Consider the following 22,870-nt stretch of genomic DNA (forward strand, 5'->3'; position numbering starts at 1 on the left):
GTTACCTTTTTAGTTGGATTTATATCTCTCTTTTAAAATGTATTTAAAAAAGTTGATTAACAGGCTGTTTGGTATTTAATAAATGAAGTAACAAAGACGAAAAGTGCAATATATTTGTGATAAGTTACTCTGTAAATTAATATAACTATATGAAATTAGGTAATCGTAAAGGAGGTTTTACAGTGTATACTTCTGCACAAAAAAGAACAGTTCAACATATCATTCAAACTTGCTTTGATTTATTGCATGAAATTGACTTTGACCAATTAACAGTTCAGAAAATCTGCGAAGAATCTGATATTAATCGTAGTACATTTTATCGCTATTTTGAGGATAAGTATAATTTACTATATCACGTAACTCAGCATATAACAGAACTGTTATATAAGGAAGTACAAGCTACACGTTGCGATTCTATTTTTGAGGCGTTAATATATTATGTTGATGCTAATAAAAAATTATTCAAGCATTTAGCTATATCATCACGCCAAGTGGATATTTTTAACGCTTTGAACCAAATAGGCAGCAAGCTTCTGAAAGAACAATCTTCGACAAATAATGATGTGCTGTCTATCAAAATACGTCATTCAAAACATCCGCAATTGTTATGCGATTTTTACAGTAGTGGAATTATTGAAGTATTAAAGCAATGGCAAAAAAATAATTATACGTATACTGTAGATGAATTAGTAGAAATGACAAAAGAAGGGCCAGATAATATATTTCTATAAACCCGTGGTCATCAGCCATTACTAAAATTGTATAGGTTTTCTGCTCATAAAAATGCTCCCTCCAAAATTCCACTTTTTAGGTGTCTACTTTGAAAGGAGCATATCATTTTGAAACGATTAAGAGACTCTTTTTTCAATAAAGTAGTCTCGTTTAATATCTCTTTTGGATAATCACCAATTATATAAATGTCTCCCTTGTGTGTAGAAGAAAAAGTATTGCTTTTGGATTTAATAAAGTACTTAGAAAACCTTGTCTATAAGAAATTAATTTATGGTTTTTGTTATTACCGTCAAAATCTACCGTATATAACTGGTTAATATCATCTTTTTTGAAACCAGAAATAATACTAGAAATACCCAAGTAAATTAAATAAATAATACCTAAAATTTTAATTGTTTGGAAAATAAAGTAAAAATTAGTGAGTAAAATAATAAGGCCAGCAACTGATAAAGATATGTAAATGATATGCGCAGTGGCACTACCTAATACAGCAATACCGCCGCCCTTTTCCCATAAGCAATGGTATTTTTCATAACAACAAAAAAATCAGGGCCAGGGACAATCGTTATAACAATTACTATTGCTAAAAATGATAGAAGGTTACTCATGGTTGTCGCTCCTTTTTATAGATAATATAATCTATTATAATATAAACAAAGAAGCAAAGAAATTAATTTTCAGAAATTTTCATTAACGCTTAAAATACAAAGGACCCTATATAGAATTAACATAACAGATGATTATCAGAAGTTCGATTCACATAAAAAGGCACGACAAGTTTATGAACTTGTCGTGCCTTTTTTATTACAATTAATTACCAAATAAACGACTCCAAAACCCTTTTTTAGGGGTCTGTTCTCCCCTATCAGCAGTCTCACTCTCTATTTCTTCAGATAGTTTATCATCTTTTGGGAACTCATCTTCTTTTATACTGTCACCCTTTTCCTCTTCAGCTACATCTTTATGTTGTACTTCTGTTGGATGTTCATTTTCTTGTTCTTGATCAATATCTTTAGGTTCTTCAGTAAATGTTGCTTCTTGTGAATTAACGTTTTGTCTATCATTAACAGATGTATCAAAGGAATAATTAAGCTGTCTTTCTTCCTCTAATTGATTCTCCAATTTTTGAATCTTTTTATTACTTTCTAAAGCTAATATTTGCTGATTCTCTAAAAGTCTATTAAGTGTATTTATTTGCTCTTTATCTCTATTTGATTGTTCTTTATATATAGCTACTTGGTTATATAATTGTTTTATTGTCTCATCTTTCACCAGGTTATCATTATTAGGTTCAGCTTCTTCTTTTTTTTCACCTTCAAAATCATCATTCTTATTTTGATTTTTTCTTATTCGGTTTACTACTATAGTTTCATCTTCACCGGATAAGTAATTTACGTTATCGATTTTTTGAAATTTTACATTTGCTTTTTTAGCATTATTATAAACAGTCATTTTTGTTACGTTTAATTCATCGGCAATTTCCTTCATACTTTTCATATAATGGCCTCCATATAATTATACACATGACATTTATACCATTATATAGCTATTATACTTGTTATTACAAGGGCATATAATTCATTATACATATAGCTATATACGGTTATACGTATAACTATATAGTATTATATGTATAAACTTTCAACCCTATATGTATAGGTGTTATACACCCTTTATACTTGCTATATAAGCGTTTATACGCTGTTATATGACATAACCATATAAAGGTATTGTACGAAGTTTTATCTTTTTTGAAAATGCATACATCCAAATGTATATAAACAATTTAACAAAGCTTTTAAAAGTGTTATTATAAATATATATAAAAGAAACCCAACTACGGGAATAGTCAGGTTTCTTCGGTAATAAAACAAGTGATTTGTTTGTTTATATATTTGTTATATTCTTATTATATATTCTAAGAATTATTAGTGCAAGTCGAATACATATAAACTTACTTATAGCTTTTTATTACCTCTTTTAGAAATTTAAATATGAAAGAGGTTTTTGTATGTCCAACTTTAACATTAAAGAAATCCAAAAAGAGAAATTTTATCAATTACCTAAAGTGTTTTTTACGAATCCTAAATATGTTAATTTGTCTAACGATGCAAAAATAACATGGTCAATATTAAGAGATCGTTTAGATTTATCTATAAGAAATAATTGGGTAGATAAAAATGGAGATATATTTTTTATTTATACCAATGAAAAGCTTAAATCTATTTTAAATATTAGTAGTCCAAATAAGTTATCTAAAATTAAAAAAGAATTAACTCAAGCTGATTTATTCAATCAAATAAGAGTAGGTTTAAATAAACCTAATAAATTATATATTAAAAAACCGGAAGTAACAGAAGCTGATGTATATTATATTTCACAACAAGAAAATGATATAGAACAGCGTAATAACACGGACGTATCAAATTCATACGTCCAGAAATATGATAATGATACATCAAGAAATATTAATTTGATACATCATGACATATCAAAAGAATACACTAATGATACTGACTTAAGTAATACTGACTATATAGAGACTAAGAATAATGATACGCATGATATGAATGATACATATAACAATTCAACAAACCACAATCATTCGAATCATACAAATCATCAACAAAATGAATTTAATAATGATGCCTTAAAATTCCAAGTGCTTGAAGAATTGCCACAACAAATCAAAGATTACGTAAGTAATTTTGAAATTAGAGAAATTCGTATTATTAAAAGTGTTTTACTCAAAGGGAAGAAATCATTTAATAATGCCCATGATACCTATTATCGTTTAGAAGATGTTGAGTTTGAAATTGTCAGTGTCTTAAAACGTTTTAAAGCGATGCTGCTACAAAAGAATGAAACCGTTGAAGCTATGCAAGGATATTTAATGCAATCGATTAAAGCTGAACTTGAAGAAATACACGCACTTAATATGCGTCGTCAAAACATGAAACAACATAATATCTTTAGCCAATAATTTAGATAATTTTATAGCAATCAAAGAGACCTCGAAATATTCGGTTAAGTCATCAGATTATTTAACTGGAGATAGCGAAAAAGATTCAGAGATTGTTAATGATTTAGAAAAAGGTTTATATCGAAAACGTATGTTGAGTTACGGTGGATTGCTTAAACAAAAACATAAAATTTTAAATTTAGACGATGCCGAAGATGGCAATTTGATTAATACAAGTGATGAAGATAAAACAACAGATGAAGAAGAAAAAGCACATTCAATTACGGCAATTTGGAATTTTGAAAAACAAAATTATTACTTAAAAAAAGTTTAGGAGTTTGATTTATGAGTGCAAAATACAAGAGAACTAAGTCATTTTTTATTGAGATTATTTCAGATATTGTGTTTCGAATAATTGTATTTATTCCTAATGTTTTTAATTTAATAATTCGATTTTTTAAAAGTATTGTTTAATAAACGTTAGCTTAAAAGTTAGCGTTTTTTCATGTCTTTTTGCCCTTGCGGGAACTATAGCGTTCAACCGGCATGGTTGCCCAGTTTTTACCGCAAAAAATAATTTTGTGCGTAACTGGGCAGTGTCTAAAAAATTAGTCACTGGTTTTGCTCAAATTTTTGTTTTTGGAAATAGCATATATTTATTTGGCTCATATTTGCGTTTTAAGAGCTTATATAAGTTTTTAGGCATAAAACTATATGAGTTACCCCTAAATCTTTAAAATGCCCCCTTAAAATTCAAAATAAAGGTATTTAAAATTTTAAAAATAAAAAAGCTACTAGCAAAAAACTAGTAGCTTAAATCTTAGTTAAATTTTGATGTAGTATTAATTTTTATATCTACGCTACAACGTCGATTCAAATTCGTGCAGTATTAATTTTTGTATCTGTGCTGCAACACCGATTACTTAAAACTAAGATTAAAAAAATCGACGAAGGTCGATTATGGTTTTTGCACCGTTTGGAGCAAACGTGTAAGTGCGCCCTTACGGGATTTAACTAGATTATAACGACGAATTTTAGACCTGTAAAGCAATAACAATTGGGTCTACCAGGTAGATAAAGTGTACAAAGTAGACCCGAAAAAGTTACTTATTTTGAAGACTTTTCGTAGATATAATTTGCTAATAAAATTTCTGTCATAATTGATAAGGAATATTATAATAAAAACTAATCTAAATAGTGGAGGCGTTAAATGTGAAATTTGTGTTTGATTTAGATGGGACTATTTGTTTTAAAGGAGAACCAGTATCAGATAAAATTCTTAATTCTTTAAAAAATCTTACGAATAGTGGTCATCAAGTTATTTTTGCATCTGCGAGACCGATTAGAGATATGCTTCCCGTTATAAGCAAGGATTTTCATGATTATACAATGATAGGTGGTAATGGTTCGCTTATTTTAAGTAAAGGAAAAATTATAAAATCTGTTTCTTTTTCGTTATCAGAAATGGAAAAAATTAAACAATTAATTAATGAATTTGATGCTACTTACTTAATTGATGGGGATTGGGATTATGCATATACTGGACCTCAAAACCATTCTATATTAAAAAATTTAGATCCTTTAAATTCGGCTAATTTAGTTAATCTAGATTCTTTAAAATCTGTTGTGAAAGTTTTGATTTTGACATCGAGTAATAATGAATTATTGAGTAAAAAATTAAATGAATTAGATGTATATGTAAATAAGCATGGGAATGAGAATGTACTTGATATAAGTCCTAAAGGTATACATAAATGGGCTGCACTTAAAATGTTAGGGATAGATAAAGGTGATTATATAGCTTTTGGTAATGATTCAAATGATATATCTATGTTTGAAAATGCACTTTATACAGTAATGGTTGGACATCATGAAGAATTAAGAAGTTTTGCTAAAGAATTTATTGAGAGTGAAGGGAATTTGGAGTTAAAAATTGTAGAAAAAATTGAAGAAATTGCAAATAAGGATATTAGCGACTTTTATGCCGAGAAAATTTATTGAAGTTGAGAAGAACCCTTAACTAAACTTGTAGACGAATGTCGGCATAGCGTGAGCTATTAAGCCGACCATTCGACAAGTTTTGGGATTGTTAAGGGTTCCGAGGCTCAACGTCAATAAAGCAATTGGAATAAAGCAATAAAGTTTATTAATCTAAAAATAAAAGGGGTTTTTAATTTTGAAAAAAGCTTTATTTCTTTTACTAGATGAATTTGCAGATTGGGAAGGAGCATATTTATCTTCAATTTTAAATCAAGATGATAATTGGTCTGTAAGTACTATTTCTGTTGAAGAAAATGTATCTTCTTTAGGTGGTTTTTCTGTTTTGGTAGATTATATTATTGGCGATGAACCTAAAGATTATGATCTGTTAGTTATGATTGGAGGTAATTCTTGGGATAATAATTCTGAGAACCTTTTAAAATTTGTTGAGGAAGCATTTAATAAAAATATAGTAATTGGTGCTATATGTGGAGCAGTTGATTATTTAGCTAGAAATGGTTTTTTAAACAAATATAAACATACTGGTAATTCGGTTTATATTTGGCAAAATTATAAAAAATATAAACCTGAGAATGAATTTTTAGAAAAGCAAAGTGTTGTTGATAATATGCTTATAACAGCAAATGGTACAGCATCACTTGAATTTACTGAATCAATTTTAAGAGAGATTGATTTTGATTCTGATAAAAGTATTGAAAAGACAATATTTATGAATAGGTTTGGTTTTTATAAATATTGTGAAAAATACGGAAATCCATATTTATAAAGTTGGGTGTATTTGGGTTTTTAGAAACGAGTTGAAAACGAGTTTCTTCTTGTCTTGATACTATATAGAAATAACTCAAATATGTAAAAAGATGCATTTCAATTAGATCTAGTCTTTTAATCGTAAATTATATTTCGAACGACTTTACTAAAGCAACATCTCGCTCTTTTTTATATAGCTCAAAACAATATTGAGATTCTTCTTATATAACAGTAATTATATAAAAACCTTTACTTATCGCTCTAAAAGGTTTATAGTTAATCTAACGTAATAAAAGCTCGTGAATTTAATTGTAGTGTATTTTTTAGAATATCCTCTTTTTTATAAATGAAATTGTTACAAATATTATGTGCAAAAGCACGCGGAGGTATTCTATATGAATAACGGTACAGTAAAATGGTTTAATGCAGAAAAAGGTTTTGGCTTCATCGAAAGAGAAAACGGTAGTGATTTATTTGTTCACTTTTCTGGTATTGTAGCAGAAGGTTACAAATCTTTAGAAGAAGGTCAAAAGGTAGAATTTGATATCACTGAAGGCCAACGTGGTGAACAAGCTACTAACGTTGTTACTGTTTAAAAGGTTCTGTTGCAAAGTAAAAAAATATAGCTAACCACTAATTTATCATGTCAGCGTTCGCTTAACTTGCTAGCATGATGCTAATTTCGTGGCATGGCGAAAATCCGTAGATCTGAAGAGACCTGCGGTTCTTTTTATATAGAGCGTAAATATATTCAATACCTTTTAAAGTATTCTTTGCTGTATTGATACTTTGATACCTTGTCTTTCTTACTTTAATATGACGATGATCTTGCTCAATGAGGTTATTCAGATATTTCGATGTACAATGACAGTCAGGTTTAAGTTTAAAAGCTTTAATTACTTTAGCCATTGCTACCTTCGTTGAAGGTGCCCGATCTGTAATTACCTTTTGAGGTTTACCAAATTGTTTAATGAGACGTTTGATAAACGCATATGCTGAATGATTATCTCGTTGCTTACGCAACCAAACATCTAATGTATGCCCCTCTGCATCAATGGCACGATATAAATAGTTCCATTTTCCTCTTATTTTGATGTACGTCTCATCAATACGCCATTTGTAATAAGCTTTTTTATGCTTTTTCTTCCAAATTTGATACAAAATTGGGGCATATTCTTGAACCCAACGGTAGACCGTTGAATGATGAACGTTTACACCACGTTCCCTTAATATTTCAGATATATCACGATAACTCAATGCATATCTTAGATAGTAGCCAACGGCTACAGTGATAACATCCTTGTTAAATTGTTTATATCTGAAATAGTTCATACAGAAAACTCCTTTTTGTTAAAATTATACTATAAATTCAAATTTGCAACAGAACCATTTGATTAATACAAGTGACGAAGATAAAACAACTGACGAAGAAGAAATTGATTTTGGAAAACGTGAAGGATCAGAATTGTTATAATAAAATGATTTTCTATATTTTAAAAGTTCATTTTTAAATGATTGAATCATCGTATTGTTTTAAAATAAATTGAAATATCAAACATGTTTCATGCGTATAATTAAACAAATAATAGTAGAAAAATATAAAATTGAGTGATTTGGTATGAAAAGAATGATTCATTATGATAACGAAAAAATCATTTTTATTCATTTAACTTTTGTACAAATCATTTATTTTTTATGCTGAAAGCAGAATAAAAAATAAGAGCATAAGGAAATACAATGCCACTGACGTGTCAATCAGCATAGCTGATGTATTTTTCTTACCATTCCTTCGTCATTTGCTCTCTATATAAATACTATTATAACAGTATTTATAGCGTATTTATATTAGACAAAAATGCATTAAGTAATTTTTATTCTATAAATTACGAATGGCATTGTTAATGTGATCCCCAATCCTATAAATAAAGCCTATTTAAAGGGCTTCAGATACCCTTTTATTCTAATAGAATAAAGAATTTTGAAGTTTTATTCTAATAGAATAAGCCATTTTTGAAAAAATGAAGTATCAAAAACGAAATTTAAGTAGTGATAGAAAACGACTTTGTGTTATTCATTGATACTTAAAATTTCAAAAGTAATAAAGGAAACCGCAAATTTTTTATGTTGAATTTTACGTTTTTTAAATTTATAAGGAGCTGTTTTGGTATAAAAAATTAGAAGTTTATTCATTTTTAATTTTTTAATCTCTTCTTTTTTAAAATCATTCTTGATATTTGATGATAAGAAAATGTGTTATAATTTACATAGATTGAAGAAAGAGCAAAGACTCCTCCTTCAGCAATCATTAATTTATGATTTCTTTTATTAAGGGTAATAAAGCTCTTAGCAGATTAATTATTTCTGTTAAGAGTTTTATTTTTCATTTTCAGACAGGCAATCATTGTTTTCATTTAAAGAGATTGATACCAAACCAATTTGGATTTGGTATCTTTTTTTATGAATTATTTACTGTTATAACAGAGAGTATTTATAAAAATAGATAATAAAATCATATTGACTTCCAAAAGTGGAAGTACTGACAAATTGATAATAAATAGTAGGAGGAAAGCGGTTCTGTTGCAAAGTTGAATTTATAGTATAATTTTAACAAAAAGGAGTCTTCTGTATGAACTATTTCAGATATAAACAATTTAACAAGGATGTTATCACTGTAGCCGTTGGCTACTATCTAAGATATGCATTGAGTTATCGTGATATATCTGAAATATTAAGGGAACGTGGTGTAAACGTTCATCATTCAACGGTCTACCGTTGGGTTCAAGAATATGCCCCAATTTTGTATCAAATTTGGAAGAAAAAGCATAAAAAAGCTTATTACAAATGGCGTATTGATGAGACGTACATCAAAATAAAAGGAAAATGGAGCTATTTATATCGTGCCATTGATGCAGAGGGACATACATTAGATATTTGGTTGCGTAAGCAACGAGATAATCATTCAGCATATGCGTTTATCAAACGTCTCATTAAACAATTTGGTAAACCTCAAAAGGTAATTACAGATCAGGCACCTTCAACGAAGGTAGCAATGGCTAAAGTAATTAAAGCTTTTAAACTTAAACCTGACTGTCATTGTACATCGAAATATCTGAATAACCTCATTGAGCAAGATCACCGTCATATTAAAGTAAGAAAGACAAGGTATCAAAGTATCAATACAGCAAAGAATACTTTAAAAGGTATTGAATGTATTTACGCTCTATATAAAAAGAACCGCAGGTCTCTTCAGATCTACGGATTTTCGCCATGCCACGAAATTAGCATCATGCTAGCAAGTTAAGCGAACACTGACATGATAAATTAGTGGTTAGCTATATTTTTTTACTTTGCAACAGAACCTTCTTTTCTCTCCATGGGCGTTGTTTCCCACTTTTCGTCATATCTTTAAGTGTTTCGTTATCTTGATTTTCGTCTATACATCTAGTAGTATTATATTGCATATAAAGAGACCTCCAGTAGTTGTTTATTGAGTAGACGCTTTAATCATACTACTGGGGTTTTTTATGTCAAAAATTCCTTTCAACAAGAAAAATAGCTATAATCCCTTACATACCAAGGATTACAGCTATAATTTTAAAATCGAGTTATTTCTATATAGTATCAAGATAAGAAGAAACCGGCAAAAAACGACGAAAACGTAAGAGAAAAGACCTTAAAAAGTCTTTTCTCTTAAATCAATATTTCTAAGAATAAAGGTTACTTTTTTTCATCTTATAGTATATATTAGAACTAATATTCAGGAGGTATTTTATGAGAAAAATAATAGCAGAATTCTTAGGTACATTTATACTAGTTTTCTTCGGTACAGGAACAGCAGTGTTTATGAGTTTAAGTCCAGATAACAGCGTAGGCACACTTGGTGTCGCAATAGCATTTGGTCTAACAATAATTGCAGCTGCCTATGCAATAGGCGATATCTCTGGAGGTCATTTAAACCCTGCAGTTTCTTTAGGAATGTTTTTAGACAAACGTTTATCCTTAATAAACTTATTCATCTATACAATTTCCCAAACTATGGGCGCAATATTTGCTACATTTTTAATTTGGTCTATATCAAGCACATTAAAAACCGATCTTGACCAATACGGTGCAAACCTTCCTGGAGACCTATCTTTATCAGGTGCATTCTTAGTTGAAGTAATATTAACATTCGTCTTCGTATTCATCGTTTTATCAGTCACGACAACAAAATTTATCGCTCCAAATTTAGCAGTTCTTGTAATAGGTTTTACATTAACTATGGTTCATTTAATAGGTATCCCATTAACTGGTACCTCTGTAAATCCAGCACGAAGTATTGGACCTGCATTATTCACAGGTGGAGAAGCATTATCAACATTATGGATATTTATATTAGCTCCCCTTCTAGGTGCAGTTATTGCAGCTCTAACACATAAAATTTTAAGAAAACCAAACATACAATAATAAAATTCTAAAAGTTAATACTTTATTCCAATTGCTTTATTGACGTTGAGCCTCGGAACCCTTAACAATCCCAAAACTTGTCGAATGGTCGGCTTAATAGCTCACGCTATGCCGACATTCGTCTGCAAGTTTAGTTAAGGGTTCTTCTCAACGCACAATAAATTTTCTCGGCATAAATGCGTCAACTCTTTTATTCTTCAGAAATACTTTTAGTTAATAAAGTTGCTCCGCCAATCAACATTCCAATGCCCAAAATAAAGAAACCACTAAAGATAGCAAAAAGACTTCCTAAAGATAAGAAAATGGAAAATAAATTACGTTCTGTTTTTTTCAACTTCAAAACTCCTTTTTAGCAAACTTTATCACAAAAAATATTAAAATTTTAAATACCTGTTATAATATTAATATAGCAATGAGAAGTGACGGCTTCTCCTTCAGAAATCATCAATCAATGATTTCTTTTATAAACGTTAATAAGGCTTTTAACAGATTAATTATTTCTGTTAAAAGCCTTATTTTTATCTATCCAAATCAAAACCTTTATCTTTGCCTTTACTACGCATCTTACTATTCTCAAATTGCATACGTTTCACTTCGTTATCTTTTCGTTGGAACATACGTTTATCATTGTCATCAACAGTAACCATTTCTCTGTATTTATCTTTAAAATTACTTTTAACTTTATTATCAATCATATTAATCCCTTTATGATAAACATCTTCCCCAACTGCTTTTTTGATTATTTTACATCCACTTTTCACAAGACTTATATCTGATTTATGCTCTCTTATCACTTCATCACGTTCATTTGCTACTTTTTTATTTTGTTTCTTAAGTTTTGAATTTTCATCCTGTAAACGTTTAATATGCTCTTTATCTTGCTTACGTTCTTTTCCTGAGTTTAATTCTGTGAATGTTGGTTCTAAACGAGCAGCTAACGCTGATCGTTGTTTAAGTATTTTAGGTTCTGTTGCAAAGTTGAATTTATAGTATAATTTTAACAAAAAGGAGTCTTCTGTATGAACTATTTCAGATATAAACAATTTAACAAGGATGTTATCACTGTAGCCGTTGGCTACTATCTAAGATATGCATTGAGTTATCGTGATATATCTGAAATATTAAGGGAACGTGGTGTAAACGTTCATCATTCAACGGTCTACCGTTGGGTTCAAGAATATGCCCCAATTTTGTATCAAATTTGGAAGAAAAAGCATAAAAAAGCTTATTACAAATGGCGTATTGATGAGACGTACATCAAAATAAAAGGAAAATGGAGCTATTTATATCGTGCCATTGATGCAGAGGGACATACATTAGATATTTGGTTGCGTAAGCAACGAGATAATCATTCAGCATATGCGTTTATCAAACGTCTCATTAAACAATTTGGTAAACCTCAAAAGGTAATTACAGATCAGGCACCTTCAACGAAGGTAGCAATGGCTAAAGTAATTAAAGCTTTTAAACTTAAACCTGACTGTCATTGTACATCGAAATATCTGAATAACCTCATTGAGCAAGATCACCGTCATATTAAAGTAAGAAAGACAAGGTATCAAAGTATCAATACAGCAAAGAATACTTTAAAAGGTATTGAATGTATTTACGCTCTATATAAAAAGAACCGCAGGTCTCTTCAGATCTACGGATTTTCGCCATGCCACGAAATTAGCATCATGCTAGCAAGTTAAGCGAACACTGACATGATAAATTAGTGATTAGCTATATTTTTTTACTTTGCAACAGAACCATCTAGTTTATATATAACTAGAATATCTCCTTCTCGTAAATAATCCAAACACTTATCAAGTTCCGTTCTTTTCGTTTTGCGACCACTCGCTTTCTCGCTAAAGATACGTTCACAACCATATTCCTCAAGTGTATCAATCTGTGCGTCAAGACTTTGATCTTGTGTTGATACACGTGCATAACCAATTTTAGCCATTTGAATACCACCTCTTTTAATCGTTTTATGGGTACTTATTAAAGGAATCTAATTCTCGATGCAAATAAATGCGTCTCTCATCGTCTAAAAACCCATGATTTTTGATATTTATAATACATTGATTATAACACAAGTTTATAGACTTAAATATCCAAGAAAAACCTCCTAATTTATAGTTAAGAGGTTTTGTGTCAAAAACGAACATTTTTAGTACTCTAATCATACATACAGAAATACTGTTTTGCTAGCATCGATAATGGTTCGATTAGGGTAGACCCTAAATAGACATTATATATGTATTGATATGCTTAGCTTGTCACTTTAGGAGTTATTTTGCACCTATTTTAATCGTTATTTTGCATTACAAGTTAATAAGGTTAGAGTCAGGAGGTATATAGAAGTCCAATTTCTCAGTTCTAAAATTAAGAAATTGGACTTCTATCGTGACTCCCAAAAGGCGGTCTTATATGTCAAACGAGCGCTGATTCTTATTAGAGAAAGCGTTCCGATTGTTAAAGAAATGAGAATAAAGCGTTAAATGTACCATTTTCAAACAATATATAAATCCCTAACCCAATGAATACAATAGGTACAATCCAACGTTCATATTTCTCAATTTTTTCTGATACAAAATCTAAGGAAGCTAAGCGATAGCTGACATAACATAAAACAGCAACCGTAATCATAAAGACAATAACAGCAATAAAGATTTCAGACATATTTAAGGTCGTGAAGTACGGTATATAAATCGAAAAGTCATCCGCACTGGAAGCTAATACGATGAAAGTCATCGTCAAAAATAACTGATTAAATTTTCCAGAGGAGAATAAAGATAAAATACTACTTTCATCTTCATCCTCTTCTCCTTTAATCCACATTTTCACACCTAAGTAAAGTGGTAAAAGCCCAAGTAGTCCGATAACCCATTGCTGAGGAATTAAATTTACAACCCCCTGTGCAACTAAAAGACTTGCTCCTATAACAATTGCAGTCCCTATATATTGTCCTATCCAAATATGTTTCACCTGACCTTTTTTTACTTGCGAAAACAAAAGAATTAATATAACGAGATAATCAATTCCTGTTGCTACATATACCGCAGCTGCTGTAAGTATCGTTGCGGTCATTTTTCCATCTCCAATATTTTATATTTTAGGGGTAGGACTTTTCTTCAAATTGAAAAGCCCCCCTTGAATTGCGCACAGCGTGACCTTACTATTCTGTTTTCTACCTATTTATCCTTCACTCTCATCAGTCGTAAACTATTTAATGCTACCAAAATAGTAGCTCCCATATCGGAAAGAATCGCTATCCAAAGGGTTAACCATCCCGGGATAACTAATAGTAAGGCAATTATTTTAATTCCGATAGCAAAAGTGATGTTAGCTTTAATGATATTTAAAGTTTTTCGACTGAGTCTTACTGCAAATGGAAGCTTACTTAAATCATCTCCCATTAATGCAATATCAGCTGTTTCAATTGCAGTATCCGTTCCAGCACCGCCCATTGCAATTCCAACAGTAGATGCAGCAAGTGCTGGAGCATCATTAACGCCATCGCCAATCATAGCTACATTATCATACTCCGATTGCATTTTTTTAATATAATCTAATTTATCCTGTGGCATCAATTCAGACTGAATATCAGAAACGCCTACATGTGTACCGATTGCATTTGCAGTACCTTGATTATCACCTGTCAGCATAATTGTTTGCTTGATACCTAACTGATGAAGTTTTTGAATCACATTTTTACTTGTTTCACGAACCTCATCTGCAACGGCAATTACGCCGAGAATTGTTTTTTCCGTTCCAATAATCATGGCTGTTTTTCCTTGGTTTTGTAGGATTTTCACATTGTTTTCAAACCCAAGGCTAAAATCGGAAACATTTAATTCCTTGAAAAGTTTTGGGCTTCCAATATAGTAAGTAGTTCCGTTTACAATCCCTTTTATACCTCGCCCAGTAATCGAAGTGAATTCTTCCACTTGTACATTAGAATAAGGGATATTATCTTGCTCTGCCTTTTTCATTATTGCTGAAGCAAGTGGATGTTGTGAACGATATTCTAAAGCTGTAATGGTAGAGAATAGCTCTTTTTCTTCCACTTGGTCATTTAATACTTCAAAATCTGTTACCACTGGTACACCTTTTGTCAGTGTTCCTGTTTTATCAAATGCGACTGTCTTAATGGCTCCTAATTTCTCGAGATAGACACCACCTTTAACCAACACACCTTTTTTCGCTGCATTTCCAATTGCCGAGACAATCGAGATTGGAGTAGAAATAACTAATGCACAAGGACATCCAACTACAAGAACTGCTAATCCTTGATAAACCCATGTATCCCAATTGCCACCAAAGAATAGGGGTGGAACGACTGCAACCAAGGCTGCAATAACCATAATGATCGGAGTGTAGTATTTCGCAAATTTATCAACGAATGCTTGGGCTGGAGCACGCTCCCCTTGTGCTTCTTCAACAAGATGAATAATCTTGGCAATGGTTGTATCTTCTACGTATTTGGTGATTTTTACTTCAATTAGTCCCTCTTCGTTAAGCGTACCTGCAAATACTTCGTCATCTACCGCTTTGGAGACGGGAACAGATTCTCCTGTTATAGCTGCCTGATTGACAGCCGACAAGCCATTCACAATGATTCCATCCATGGCAATTTTCTCCCCTGGTTTGACAATCATGATATCACCCACAGCGATATCGTCCACATGGATTATTATTTCCTGACCATTTCGTCTAACTAGTGCTTCTTTTGGGGCGATATCCATCAATGAACGTATGGATTGTCTTGCTCTGTCCATAGAGAAGCGTTCAAGTGCTTCACTGATTGCAAAGAGAATAACAACAATAGATGCCTCTGCCCATTCACCAATAATGGCAGCTCCAATAACGGCAACGGTCATCAGGGTTTTCATGTCGAAATCAAAGCGTATCAAATTTTGAAAACCGACTTTAAATAATGAATATCCGCCAATTACAATAGAACCTACAAATAACATGGAAGTTACGAGGTTATCTTCTCCATTTACAAAGTGAGAAAGGTAACCAAAAGCAATTAGTAGTGTGGCAAACAGCAATGTACTATGTTTTTTATAAAATGGTGTTTTCTCTTCTTTATGAGCCTTAGTGTCATCTTTAACCCTTTGTATCGTTTGATTCGCTAGTTTTTCAGGAGATACTTTTAGATTCTCAAAAGCACCTGCTTTTTCAAGTTCTTCAACCGATGCATTTCCATATACATCAATTTTAGAAGCGCCAAAGTTTACTTTTGCATCCTCAACTCCAGCTATTTGTTTTACATTTTTTTCAAACTTCCCCGCACAATTTGCGCAGGAAAATCCTTCCACACGGTAAACGTTTTTATCTTTAATTACCACAGGTTCTACCCGTCTTTTAGGTTTCTCTGGTGCCACTTTAAGATTTTCAAAAGCACCAGCCTTTTCTAGTTCTTCAACAGTTGCACTGCCGAAGACATCAATTTTTGAAGCTCCAAAATTTACTTTTGCGTCCTGAACGCCTGGAATCTTTTTAACATTTTTCTCAAACTTTCCTGCACAATTTGCACATGAAAATCCTTGGACCCGATAGACGTTCATTTCTTCTTCCATTAGTTTAACCTTTTGTTCAGACATTGACCTTCACTTCTTTCTTATGTGCTAGGGCGATCATCATTATCTGCCTGATATGTTCATCATCTAAAGAATAGAAAGCTAGTTTTCCTTCTTTTCTAAAGTTGACCACCCCTTGCTTATAAAGCGTACGTAAATGATGAGATGCATTTGCTATCGTAACACCTAAGATATTTGCTATATCACAAACACACAACTCTTCATCCTGACACAGAGCGTAAGTAATTTTTGCTCTATTTTCATCGGCAATAGCCTTTAACATTTGGCTAACACCAGAAATATCAACTGTTTGTAAATCCCCTTGTATTCGATTAACCTTTTCTTCGTCATAACAAAAAATTTCACAAGTATCTTTCTTTTTCATATTATCATCCCATCTTCATTCAAATATTTATTTGAATGTATTATAACCATTTTCGACTCATCATGCAAGCAAATATTTGAATGAAAATAAAAGAAGTAAGTAGGGCATAAAATTCTAGTCTCAAAAACGAAGGAAAGAAGAAGTGAAATGAAATATATAGAATTTTTGAAAACGCGAGGGGCCACAGGCGCAATATTTATGGGGATTTTCTACGCTTTAGTTATGCTAGCTATTTTTTTACCGGGTTATAAAGCAATGCCTGGCAATGTAGATAAACTTCCTATTGCTATTGTTAACGATGATACAGGAGACTATGGTAACCAAATATCAAAACAATTAAATAAAAGTTTACCGTTCGATAATATTAAGAAAGATATTTCTAACTCAAAGGCAAACAAGGACTTGGAGCATAATGATTTGAACCTTGTAATTCACATTCCTAAAGATTTTTCTAGTAATTTAAAATCTGGAAAAGATACACCTGGTTTAGATTTTAAAATAAACGATGCGTCCCCAACCATGATTAGTCAGTCAATGGATTCAATTGCAACAAATATAAATAGTCAACTAAGTGAACAGTTTTCTAATCAAACTACTGGTACGGTGTTAAAACAAGTGAAAGTACCTGAAAAACAAGTAGACGGTTTAGTTAAACAAATTAATGCGTCATATTCTGGTGAAGTCTCTCATATTAATGAACTGCCCTAAAGTATGAATGTTAAAATGTTACCTATGTTCTTGACGCTAGCAGGTTATGTTGGTGCTATGATAGGATCTATGCAATTAGTTAGTTCATTTAATTTACTACGTTCAAAAGCGTCTAAAACCAGATTATTCATTTACGTCCAATTTACAGCACTATTAATTGCTATTTCATCTTCATTAGTAGCGCTAGGAGTGACTTATTTTATAAATGATTTAGATGGGAAATTATTCTTAAGCATGTTAGGTCAATTAACACTTAATTATATGGTCAGCTTCAATTTCACGGCAATTGTAGTATTTTTAATAGGAGAAGCTGGTATGATTTTAAATATTCCAATTTTATTAATACAAACAATTGCAAATGGAGCAACAATGAGTCGAGATATGATGCCTGGATTGTATAATTGGGTTAGTCATATTTCACCAATGTATTACTCTGTCCAAGCACACTTTGCTAATCTTTATGGTAGTATATCTCAAGGACCCTATATTTTATCTATGGGAGCAGTGGGTTTAGGTGCATTGCTAATAAACATACTCATAGTTACATTTATTCATAAGAAATCGCCAGTTTATATGAATAAAAATAAACTTAATTCCACAGAAACTGTTAATCAATAAACGTAATCCCGATTCTGATGAAATAAGTCCAATTTTTAAAGGGGCGTATTATTAATGTCTGTACAAATATTTATATTAAGTAAGTTAATGGAACAAAACACTTATCCTTATCAATTAAAAAGACAATTATCTGAACCTATTCCATTTGATAAAATGAGTGGCCTAACCGAAAGTAAGCTTTACTATCATTTTGATTCACTTAAGAAGAAAGGCTTAATTGAAGTCACACAAACTATTAGAGAAGAAAATAGACCTGACAAACAAATTTTCGCTATTACTGATCAAGGAAAAGATGCTTTACCTTCAATGATTTATAAACTCTTTAAAAACGCTAATCAAATCACTGAAATGTATATAGGTATCGCTAATCTTAAATATGTGGATAAGAAAAAAATAATTTATATTTTAGAAGATAAAGCAAAAGATATTCAAGATAAACTTCAGCAAACTTCTAAATATTATAATTATATTGAGGTTCCAAAAGAGAACCAAAAACTTCTAGATTTCATGTCGAATCACTTTAAAACAAAAGCAGAACATACTATACAATCTCTAGAAGAATTAATAAATTCTATTAAAGAATTTGACAATTAAATAAAAAAAGTGTTAAAAGCTGATAAATTATGTCCTGAAAAGGTAATAGTTTATCAGCTTTTTTGAGATGTATAAGGGTTCTTTTGCATAGATAATGGAGCTCAGTTAATCAATAGTTGGTTTCTTAGAATTTTTTCATCCATACTTAACATTATTTTTTATTAAACTATGTTATGCAAGCAACAGCTCGATGATAATATATTCTTACTTGTCGTTAAACATATTAGGATAAGATAAGTAACTACTTACGTCTGTAATATAATGGAATTCATTAAATTCAAACATTTTTTTAATATTGTTTCATTATGCAACATAACGATGGAAATATCGGTGTTTTTATATCATATACCTTGATATATTAGGGCCTGTCAATTCAAACACTGAATACGAGTTGATTAAAATTTTCGCAAATAGAGGGATTATTTGCGATTTTTCTGAGTTCGAAATTCAATTTGCACTTAGATTAAAGGGCAAAAAACATGTTTAGGAGGAAATGGTCTTGGCAAAACTTTTATATAAATTAGGTACCTTTATAGCTAAGAATAAGTGGTTGAGCGTAATCGCTTGGATTATATTACTATTAATGATCGTTGTACCATTGATGTTGAGTGCACCAAAATTTGATAGTGATATAAAAATGAATGGATTAAAGTCACTTGATACGAATGAGAAAATAAATAAGGAGTTTCACCAAGACAGTGAAAAGGCATCAATGCGTATGGTATTTCATTCGCAATCCGATGATGGAATAACTGACGATAATACTAAAAAAGATATAGAAAAAGCATTAGACAATATTAAACAAGATGATGATGACGTTTTAAACGTCACGAATCCTTATGAAAGCAAACAAATAAATGAAGATAAGGATACTGCAATTGCTGATATTAGTTATGTTGTATCACAAAATTCATTAAAAGATTCATCGAAAAAAAATGTTGATAATGAATTAAATGACTTAAAAGATAAACATAATTTACAAATTGAAACGACAAATCAAGCTCCTTTTGATGCAGAAATAGGAGCATCAGCTGAAGTTATCGGTATTATTGTAGCATTTGTTATTTTACTTATAACGTTTGGTTCATTAATAGCTGCAGGTATGCCGATTATCAGCGCCGTTATTGGACTAGGCTCTAGTGTAGGGGTTATTGGATTGCTCACATACGTATTTGATATACCCAATTTTGCATTAATACTATCTGTGATGATTGGTCTTGCCGTAGGTATTGACTACTCACTGTTTATCTTATTTAGATATAAAGAAATAGCTAAAACGGAAAAAGATTATATTAAAGCAATCGGTATGGCTGTCGGAACTGCAGGCAGTGCCGTTATCTTTGCTGGTGTAACGGTAATTATGGCTGTTTGTGGCCTTTCTCTTGTAGGCATCGATTTCTTAACTGTTATGGGCTTTTCTGCAGCAATTAGTGTACTGTTTGCTGTTCTAGCATCATTAACATTATTACCAGCATTTATTAGTATTTTCCATAAGCGTATCAAAATAAAATCAAAGGAAACATCTAAGTATGGAAACGTTGATACACCATGGTCTAAATTTGTCGTTGGCAAACCTGTTCTAGCTATTATCGCAAGTTTAGTTATTTTAGGTTTAGCCATCATACCTATAAGCAACATGCGTCTAGGCATGCCTGGTGATAGTATGAAACCTACAGATTCAACGCAATATAAAGCAGATAAAATCATTTCTGATGAGTTTGGTGAGGGCTATAATGGGCAAATCGTCATGCTCGTTAATACAAAAGATAGCGGTAGTGAGAAGACAGTTGAACGTAATTTGGATAATACACGTAAAGATTTAGAAGATTACGATAATGTAGACACTGTATCTAGCCCGCAATTATCAAGTAATAAAAATTACGCGTTGTTATCTGTAATTCCTGAAGAAGGACCTAATGCAGTTTCAACAAACGACTTAGTTTATGATTTACGCGATTATAACAAACAAGCCCAAGATAATTATGACTTTAATACTGAAATTTCTGGACAAAGCGTTATCAACATAGACATGTCTAAGAAATTGAATGATGCGATTCCTGTATTTGCCGGAGTTATTGTAGCACTAGCATTTGTTTTATTAATGTTTGTGTTCCGTTCAATAATTATTCCATTAAAAGCAGTACTAGGTTTTGTCTTATCATTAGCTGCAACATTAGGATTTACAACTTTAGTTATGCAGGAAGGGTTTTTAAGTGGTTTGTTCGGTGTTAGTGCCACAGGTCCAATACTTGCATTTTTACCTGTTATAACCATAGGTCTGCTTTTTGGTTTAGCCATCGACTATGAGCTGTTCTTAATGTCACGTATTCATGAAGAATACAGTAAGACAGGTGATAATGAGCATTCAATTAAAGTAGGTGTTAAAGAAAGTGGTCCTGTTATAGTAGCTGCAGCGTTAATTATGTTTAGTGTATTTATTGCTTTCGTATTTCAAGATGATATAACAGTTAAAGCAATGGGTATATCTTTAGGATTTGGCGTACTTTTTGACGCCTTTATTGTACGTATGACTCTAATTCCTGCGCTTACAAAATTATTTGGCCGAGCTTCATGGTATTTACCAAAATGGTTAGACCGCATTTTACCTAAAATTGATGTTGAAGGCCACGGTTTACAAGAAGATACAGAAAATGAAAGTGGGCAACCAGCATCAAATTCTAATGAAAAAGCTAGAGGAAGAACAATGACTAATGATGAGGTCAACAACGAATCACATCTAACACGAAGTGAAAATAATGCATCATTTGACAAGCATTCTAACAATCAAAGTTATGATCAAAATGAAGAAGATACAGATGAATCATATATTTCGGAATATTCGTCTCCTAACTCCACTTATTCATACATTGATAATAGAAATCGTGATGGTCAAAACAACAAAGAAGTAAATAAACATCCTCAAAACATAGAGGAAAAAACTGAAAATCTATATAAAGATTTATCATATAATTCAACAGATCAAACATTACTATTTAATGCTCTTATGCTTTACGCAAAAGAAAATAATCATTCTATTTACGACAAAAACAATAATCAAGGTGACCAAAGCGACGGTAATGATAAGTAAAGGAGGTTATTAAGAATGTTTAAAAAGAAAATTATGAAATCCCTAGGACTAGTTGTAACTTTACTGCTTGCGGTATTATTAAGTGCTTGTGGTAACGGGGGTTCAAAGAGCGATAGTTCTACTGAATTAGGAGGTAAAGAGATTGAAATCCCTTATAAAGGTGATAATTCAGCAGCGCGTTCATTAGTTATAGCTGAAGTTTTAAAAGATGCAGGATATGAAGTGATAACAACACCAATGCCTGCTAGTGGTCCTATGTATGCTACAACTTCTGAAAATGCTAATACTTTTAATGCTTCAGGCATTTTCCCTTCAACGGATAAAAGTTATTTAAATCAATATAGCAATTTAGAAGTATACGATAAGAAAAACTTAATCGACAAAGCTAAAGTATCATTAGCTGTTCCCAAGTATATGGACGATGTAGATTCAATTGACGATTTAAAAGATAATAAAGATTTAGGTAAATCCGTTGATTGGAACATTACAGGAACAGACGACCGAAACGGTGTAATGAAAGAGACTAACGAAGCTCTACAAGATGACGATTTTAATGATTGGAATCTTAATAAATCTTCTGATGAAGAAATGTTGTCAGAATTACAGAAAAAATATAAAAAACAAGAACCGATTATTTTCACTGGAGCAAAACCACATTGGATATTTGAAGAAATGGACTTAAAAATGCTAAAAGATCCAGATAAAGTTTATGGTAGTGGTGATGAACATATCAATTTAGTTTTTAATAAAAACTTTAAGGATGAACATCCTGCTGCTTATAAAATAGCTACGCGTATTGCTGATGACTGGAATGAAGAAGATGAAAATAAGTTGTCTAAACGCATATACGTAGATAAAGAAGACCCACAAAAAGTAGCTGAAGAATATGTTGATGGTCATGAAAGCAAGAAAGATAAATGGCTTGAAGGTATTCAGCAGTAAATATGATTTAAAACTTGTTATCCATAATGAGCGTTAAGAAATTGATAAGGTAACTATACTGATTAATCAGTATA

Annotated in this window: 21 protein-coding genes and 2 pseudogenes; 14 read left to right on the forward strand and 9 right to left on the reverse strand. The window is 31.3% G+C overall.

Annotated features, from left to right (window positions below; genetic code table 11):
* Window positions 1-182 precede the first annotated feature (182 nt).
* Window positions 183-731, forward strand: a complete 549-nt coding sequence (locus SSP_RS12480; RefSeq protein ID WP_011304066.1) for a TetR/AcrR family transcriptional regulator — start codon at window positions 183-185, stop codon at window positions 729-731.
* Window positions 732-909: 178 nt separating this feature from the next.
* On the opposite strand, the gene SSP_RS13380 is transcribed toward SSP_RS12480, so the two are convergent.
* Window positions 910-1,227: a LysE family translocator gene (locus SSP_RS13380; protein ID WP_077460968.1), complete on the reverse strand. Its 318-nt coding sequence runs from the start codon at window positions 1,225-1,227 to the stop codon at window positions 910-912.
* 315 nt (window positions 1,228-1,542) lie between these two features.
* Window positions 1,543-2,229 carry a DUF536 domain-containing protein gene (locus SSP_RS12490; RefSeq protein ID WP_011304068.1) on the reverse strand — a complete coding sequence of 229 codons (687 nt, stop codon included), beginning with the start codon at window positions 2,227-2,229 and terminating at the stop codon, window positions 1,543-1,545.
* 514 nt (window positions 2,230-2,743) lie between these two features.
* On the opposite strand from SSP_RS12490, the gene SSP_RS12495 reads away from it, so the two are divergent.
* The 5 genes and pseudogenes from SSP_RS12495 to SSP_RS12515 all read left to right on the forward strand — a co-directional run bounded on the left by SSP_RS12495 (window position 2,744) and on the right by SSP_RS12515 (window position 7,038).
* Entirely contained in the window at window positions 2,744-3,715 is a 972-nt protein-coding gene (locus SSP_RS12495; RefSeq protein ID WP_002440813.1) for a replication initiator protein A, read from the forward strand.
* Window positions 3,716-3,731: 16 nt separating this feature from the next.
* A pseudogene (locus tag SSP_RS12895) lies at window positions 3,732-4,028 on the forward strand (protein rep); the annotation flags it as partial.
* Window positions 4,029-4,906: 878 nt separating this feature from the next.
* Window positions 4,907-5,695 carry an HAD-IIB family hydrolase gene (locus tag SSP_RS12505; protein WP_011304070.1) on the forward strand — a complete coding sequence of 263 codons (789 nt, stop codon included), beginning with the start codon at window positions 4,907-4,909 and terminating at the stop codon, window positions 5,693-5,695.
* A 175-nt stretch (window positions 5,696-5,870) separates the two neighbouring features.
* Complete coding sequence (locus SSP_RS12510; RefSeq protein WP_011304071.1) at window positions 5,871-6,461, forward strand: type 1 glutamine amidotransferase family protein; 591 nt, start codon at window positions 5,871-5,873, stop codon at window positions 6,459-6,461.
* Window positions 6,462-6,837: 376 nt separating this feature from the next.
* On the forward strand, window positions 6,838-7,038 hold the full coding sequence (locus tag SSP_RS12515) for a cold-shock protein (protein WP_009384742.1): 201 nt from the start codon (window positions 6,838-6,840) through the stop codon (window positions 7,036-7,038).
* 61 nt (window positions 7,039-7,099) lie between these two features.
* Here the strand turns inward: SSP_RS12515 and SSP_RS12520 are convergent, their stop codons facing one another.
* Window positions 7,100-7,774, reverse strand: coding sequence for an IS6 family transposase (locus SSP_RS12520; RefSeq protein WP_011304072.1), 675 nt, complete (start codon window positions 7,772-7,774; stop codon window positions 7,100-7,102).
* A gap of 1,294 nt (window positions 7,775-9,068) precedes the next feature.
* Between SSP_RS12520 and SSP_RS12525 the strand changes: the two genes are divergently transcribed.
* Together SSP_RS12525 and SSP_RS12535 are read left to right on the forward strand one after the other, a co-directional pair.
* Complete coding sequence (locus SSP_RS12525; RefSeq protein WP_001105987.1) at window positions 9,069-9,743, forward strand: IS6-like element IS257 family transposase; 675 nt, start codon at window positions 9,069-9,071, stop codon at window positions 9,741-9,743.
* A gap of 470 nt (window positions 9,744-10,213) precedes the next feature.
* Complete coding sequence (locus SSP_RS12535) at window positions 10,214-10,888, forward strand: aquaporin (protein WP_011304063.1); 675 nt, start codon at window positions 10,214-10,216, stop codon at window positions 10,886-10,888.
* Window positions 10,889-11,078: 190 nt separating this feature from the next.
* Here SSP_RS12535 and SSP_RS13120 read toward each other — a convergent pair whose 3' ends face one another.
* Both SSP_RS13120 and SSP_RS12540 read right to left on the reverse strand, forming a co-directional pair.
* On the reverse strand, window positions 11,079-11,222 hold the full coding sequence (locus tag SSP_RS13120) for a hypothetical protein (RefSeq protein WP_002324169.1): 144 nt from the start codon (window positions 11,220-11,222) through the stop codon (window positions 11,079-11,081).
* Between the two features lie 184 nt (window positions 11,223-11,406).
* Window positions 11,407-11,892 carry a hypothetical protein gene (locus tag SSP_RS12540; RefSeq protein WP_041785029.1) on the reverse strand — a complete coding sequence of 162 codons (486 nt, stop codon included), beginning with the start codon at window positions 11,890-11,892 and terminating at the stop codon, window positions 11,407-11,409.
* A gap of 15 nt (window positions 11,893-11,907) precedes the next feature.
* Here SSP_RS12540 and SSP_RS12545 point away from each other — a divergent pair, with 15 nt between their 5' ends.
* Window positions 11,908-12,582, forward strand: a complete 675-nt coding sequence (locus SSP_RS12545; protein ID WP_001105987.1) for an IS6-like element IS257 family transposase — start codon at window positions 11,908-11,910, stop codon at window positions 12,580-12,582.
* Window positions 12,583-12,641: 59 nt separating this feature from the next.
* On the opposite strand, the pseudogene SSP_RS12550 reads toward SSP_RS12545, so the two are convergent.
* The 4 genes and pseudogenes from SSP_RS12550 to cadC form a co-directional block, all read right to left on the reverse strand.
* Window positions 12,642-12,836 (reverse strand): annotated as a pseudogene (locus SSP_RS12550) (recombinase family protein); the annotation flags it as partial.
* A 512-nt stretch (window positions 12,837-13,348) separates the two neighbouring features.
* A complete protein-coding gene (locus SSP_RS12555; protein WP_011304076.1) occupies window positions 13,349-13,963 on the reverse strand; it encodes a CadD family cadmium resistance transporter in 615 nt (204 codons plus the stop codon).
* Between the two features lie 104 nt (window positions 13,964-14,067).
* Window positions 14,068-16,485: a cadmium-translocating P-type ATPase CadA gene (locus tag SSP_RS12560; protein WP_041785032.1), complete on the reverse strand. Its 2,418-nt coding sequence runs from the start codon at window positions 16,483-16,485 to the stop codon at window positions 14,068-14,070.
* Window positions 16,478-16,846 (reverse strand): Cd(II)/Pb(II)/Zn(II)-sensing metalloregulatory transcriptional repressor CadC, encoded by a 369-nt coding sequence (gene cadC / locus SSP_RS12565; protein ID WP_011304078.1) that lies wholly within the window; start codon window positions 16,844-16,846, stop codon window positions 16,478-16,480. The genes SSP_RS12560 and cadC overlap by 8 nt, the downstream gene beginning before the upstream one ends.
* A 147-nt stretch (window positions 16,847-16,993) precedes the next feature.
* Here cadC and SSP_RS13240 point away from each other — a divergent pair, with 147 nt between their 5' ends.
* The 5 genes from SSP_RS13240 to SSP_RS12585 all read left to right on the forward strand — a co-directional run bounded on the left by SSP_RS13240 (window position 16,994) and on the right by SSP_RS12585 (window position 22,796).
* Window positions 16,994-17,554 (forward strand): YhgE/Pip domain-containing protein, encoded by a 561-nt coding sequence (locus tag SSP_RS13240; protein WP_011304079.1) that lies wholly within the window; start codon window positions 16,994-16,996, stop codon window positions 17,552-17,554.
* Between the two features lie 3 nt (window positions 17,555-17,557).
* Window positions 17,558-18,172 carry an ABC transporter permease gene (locus SSP_RS13245; RefSeq protein ID WP_011304080.1) on the forward strand — a complete coding sequence of 205 codons (615 nt, stop codon included), beginning with the start codon at window positions 17,558-17,560 and terminating at the stop codon, window positions 18,170-18,172.
* A gap of 54 nt (window positions 18,173-18,226) precedes the next feature.
* Entirely contained in the window at window positions 18,227-18,766 is a 540-nt protein-coding gene (locus tag SSP_RS12575) for a PadR family transcriptional regulator (protein WP_011304081.1), read from the forward strand.
* A gap of 499 nt (window positions 18,767-19,265) precedes the next feature.
* Window positions 19,266-21,854 carry an MMPL family transporter gene (locus SSP_RS12580; protein ID WP_011304082.1) on the forward strand — a complete coding sequence of 863 codons (2,589 nt, stop codon included), beginning with the start codon at window positions 19,266-19,268 and terminating at the stop codon, window positions 21,852-21,854.
* A gap of 15 nt (window positions 21,855-21,869) precedes the next feature.
* Window positions 21,870-22,796, forward strand: coding sequence for a glycine betaine ABC transporter substrate-binding protein (locus SSP_RS12585; protein WP_011304083.1), 927 nt, complete (start codon window positions 21,870-21,872; stop codon window positions 22,794-22,796).
* Window positions 22,797-22,870: the final 74 nt, after the last annotated feature.

The sequence above is a fragment of the Staphylococcus saprophyticus subsp. saprophyticus ATCC 15305 = NCTC 7292 genome (assembly GCF_000010125.1).
Taxonomy (GTDB): Bacteria; Bacillota; Bacilli; order Staphylococcales; family Staphylococcaceae; genus Staphylococcus; species Staphylococcus saprophyticus.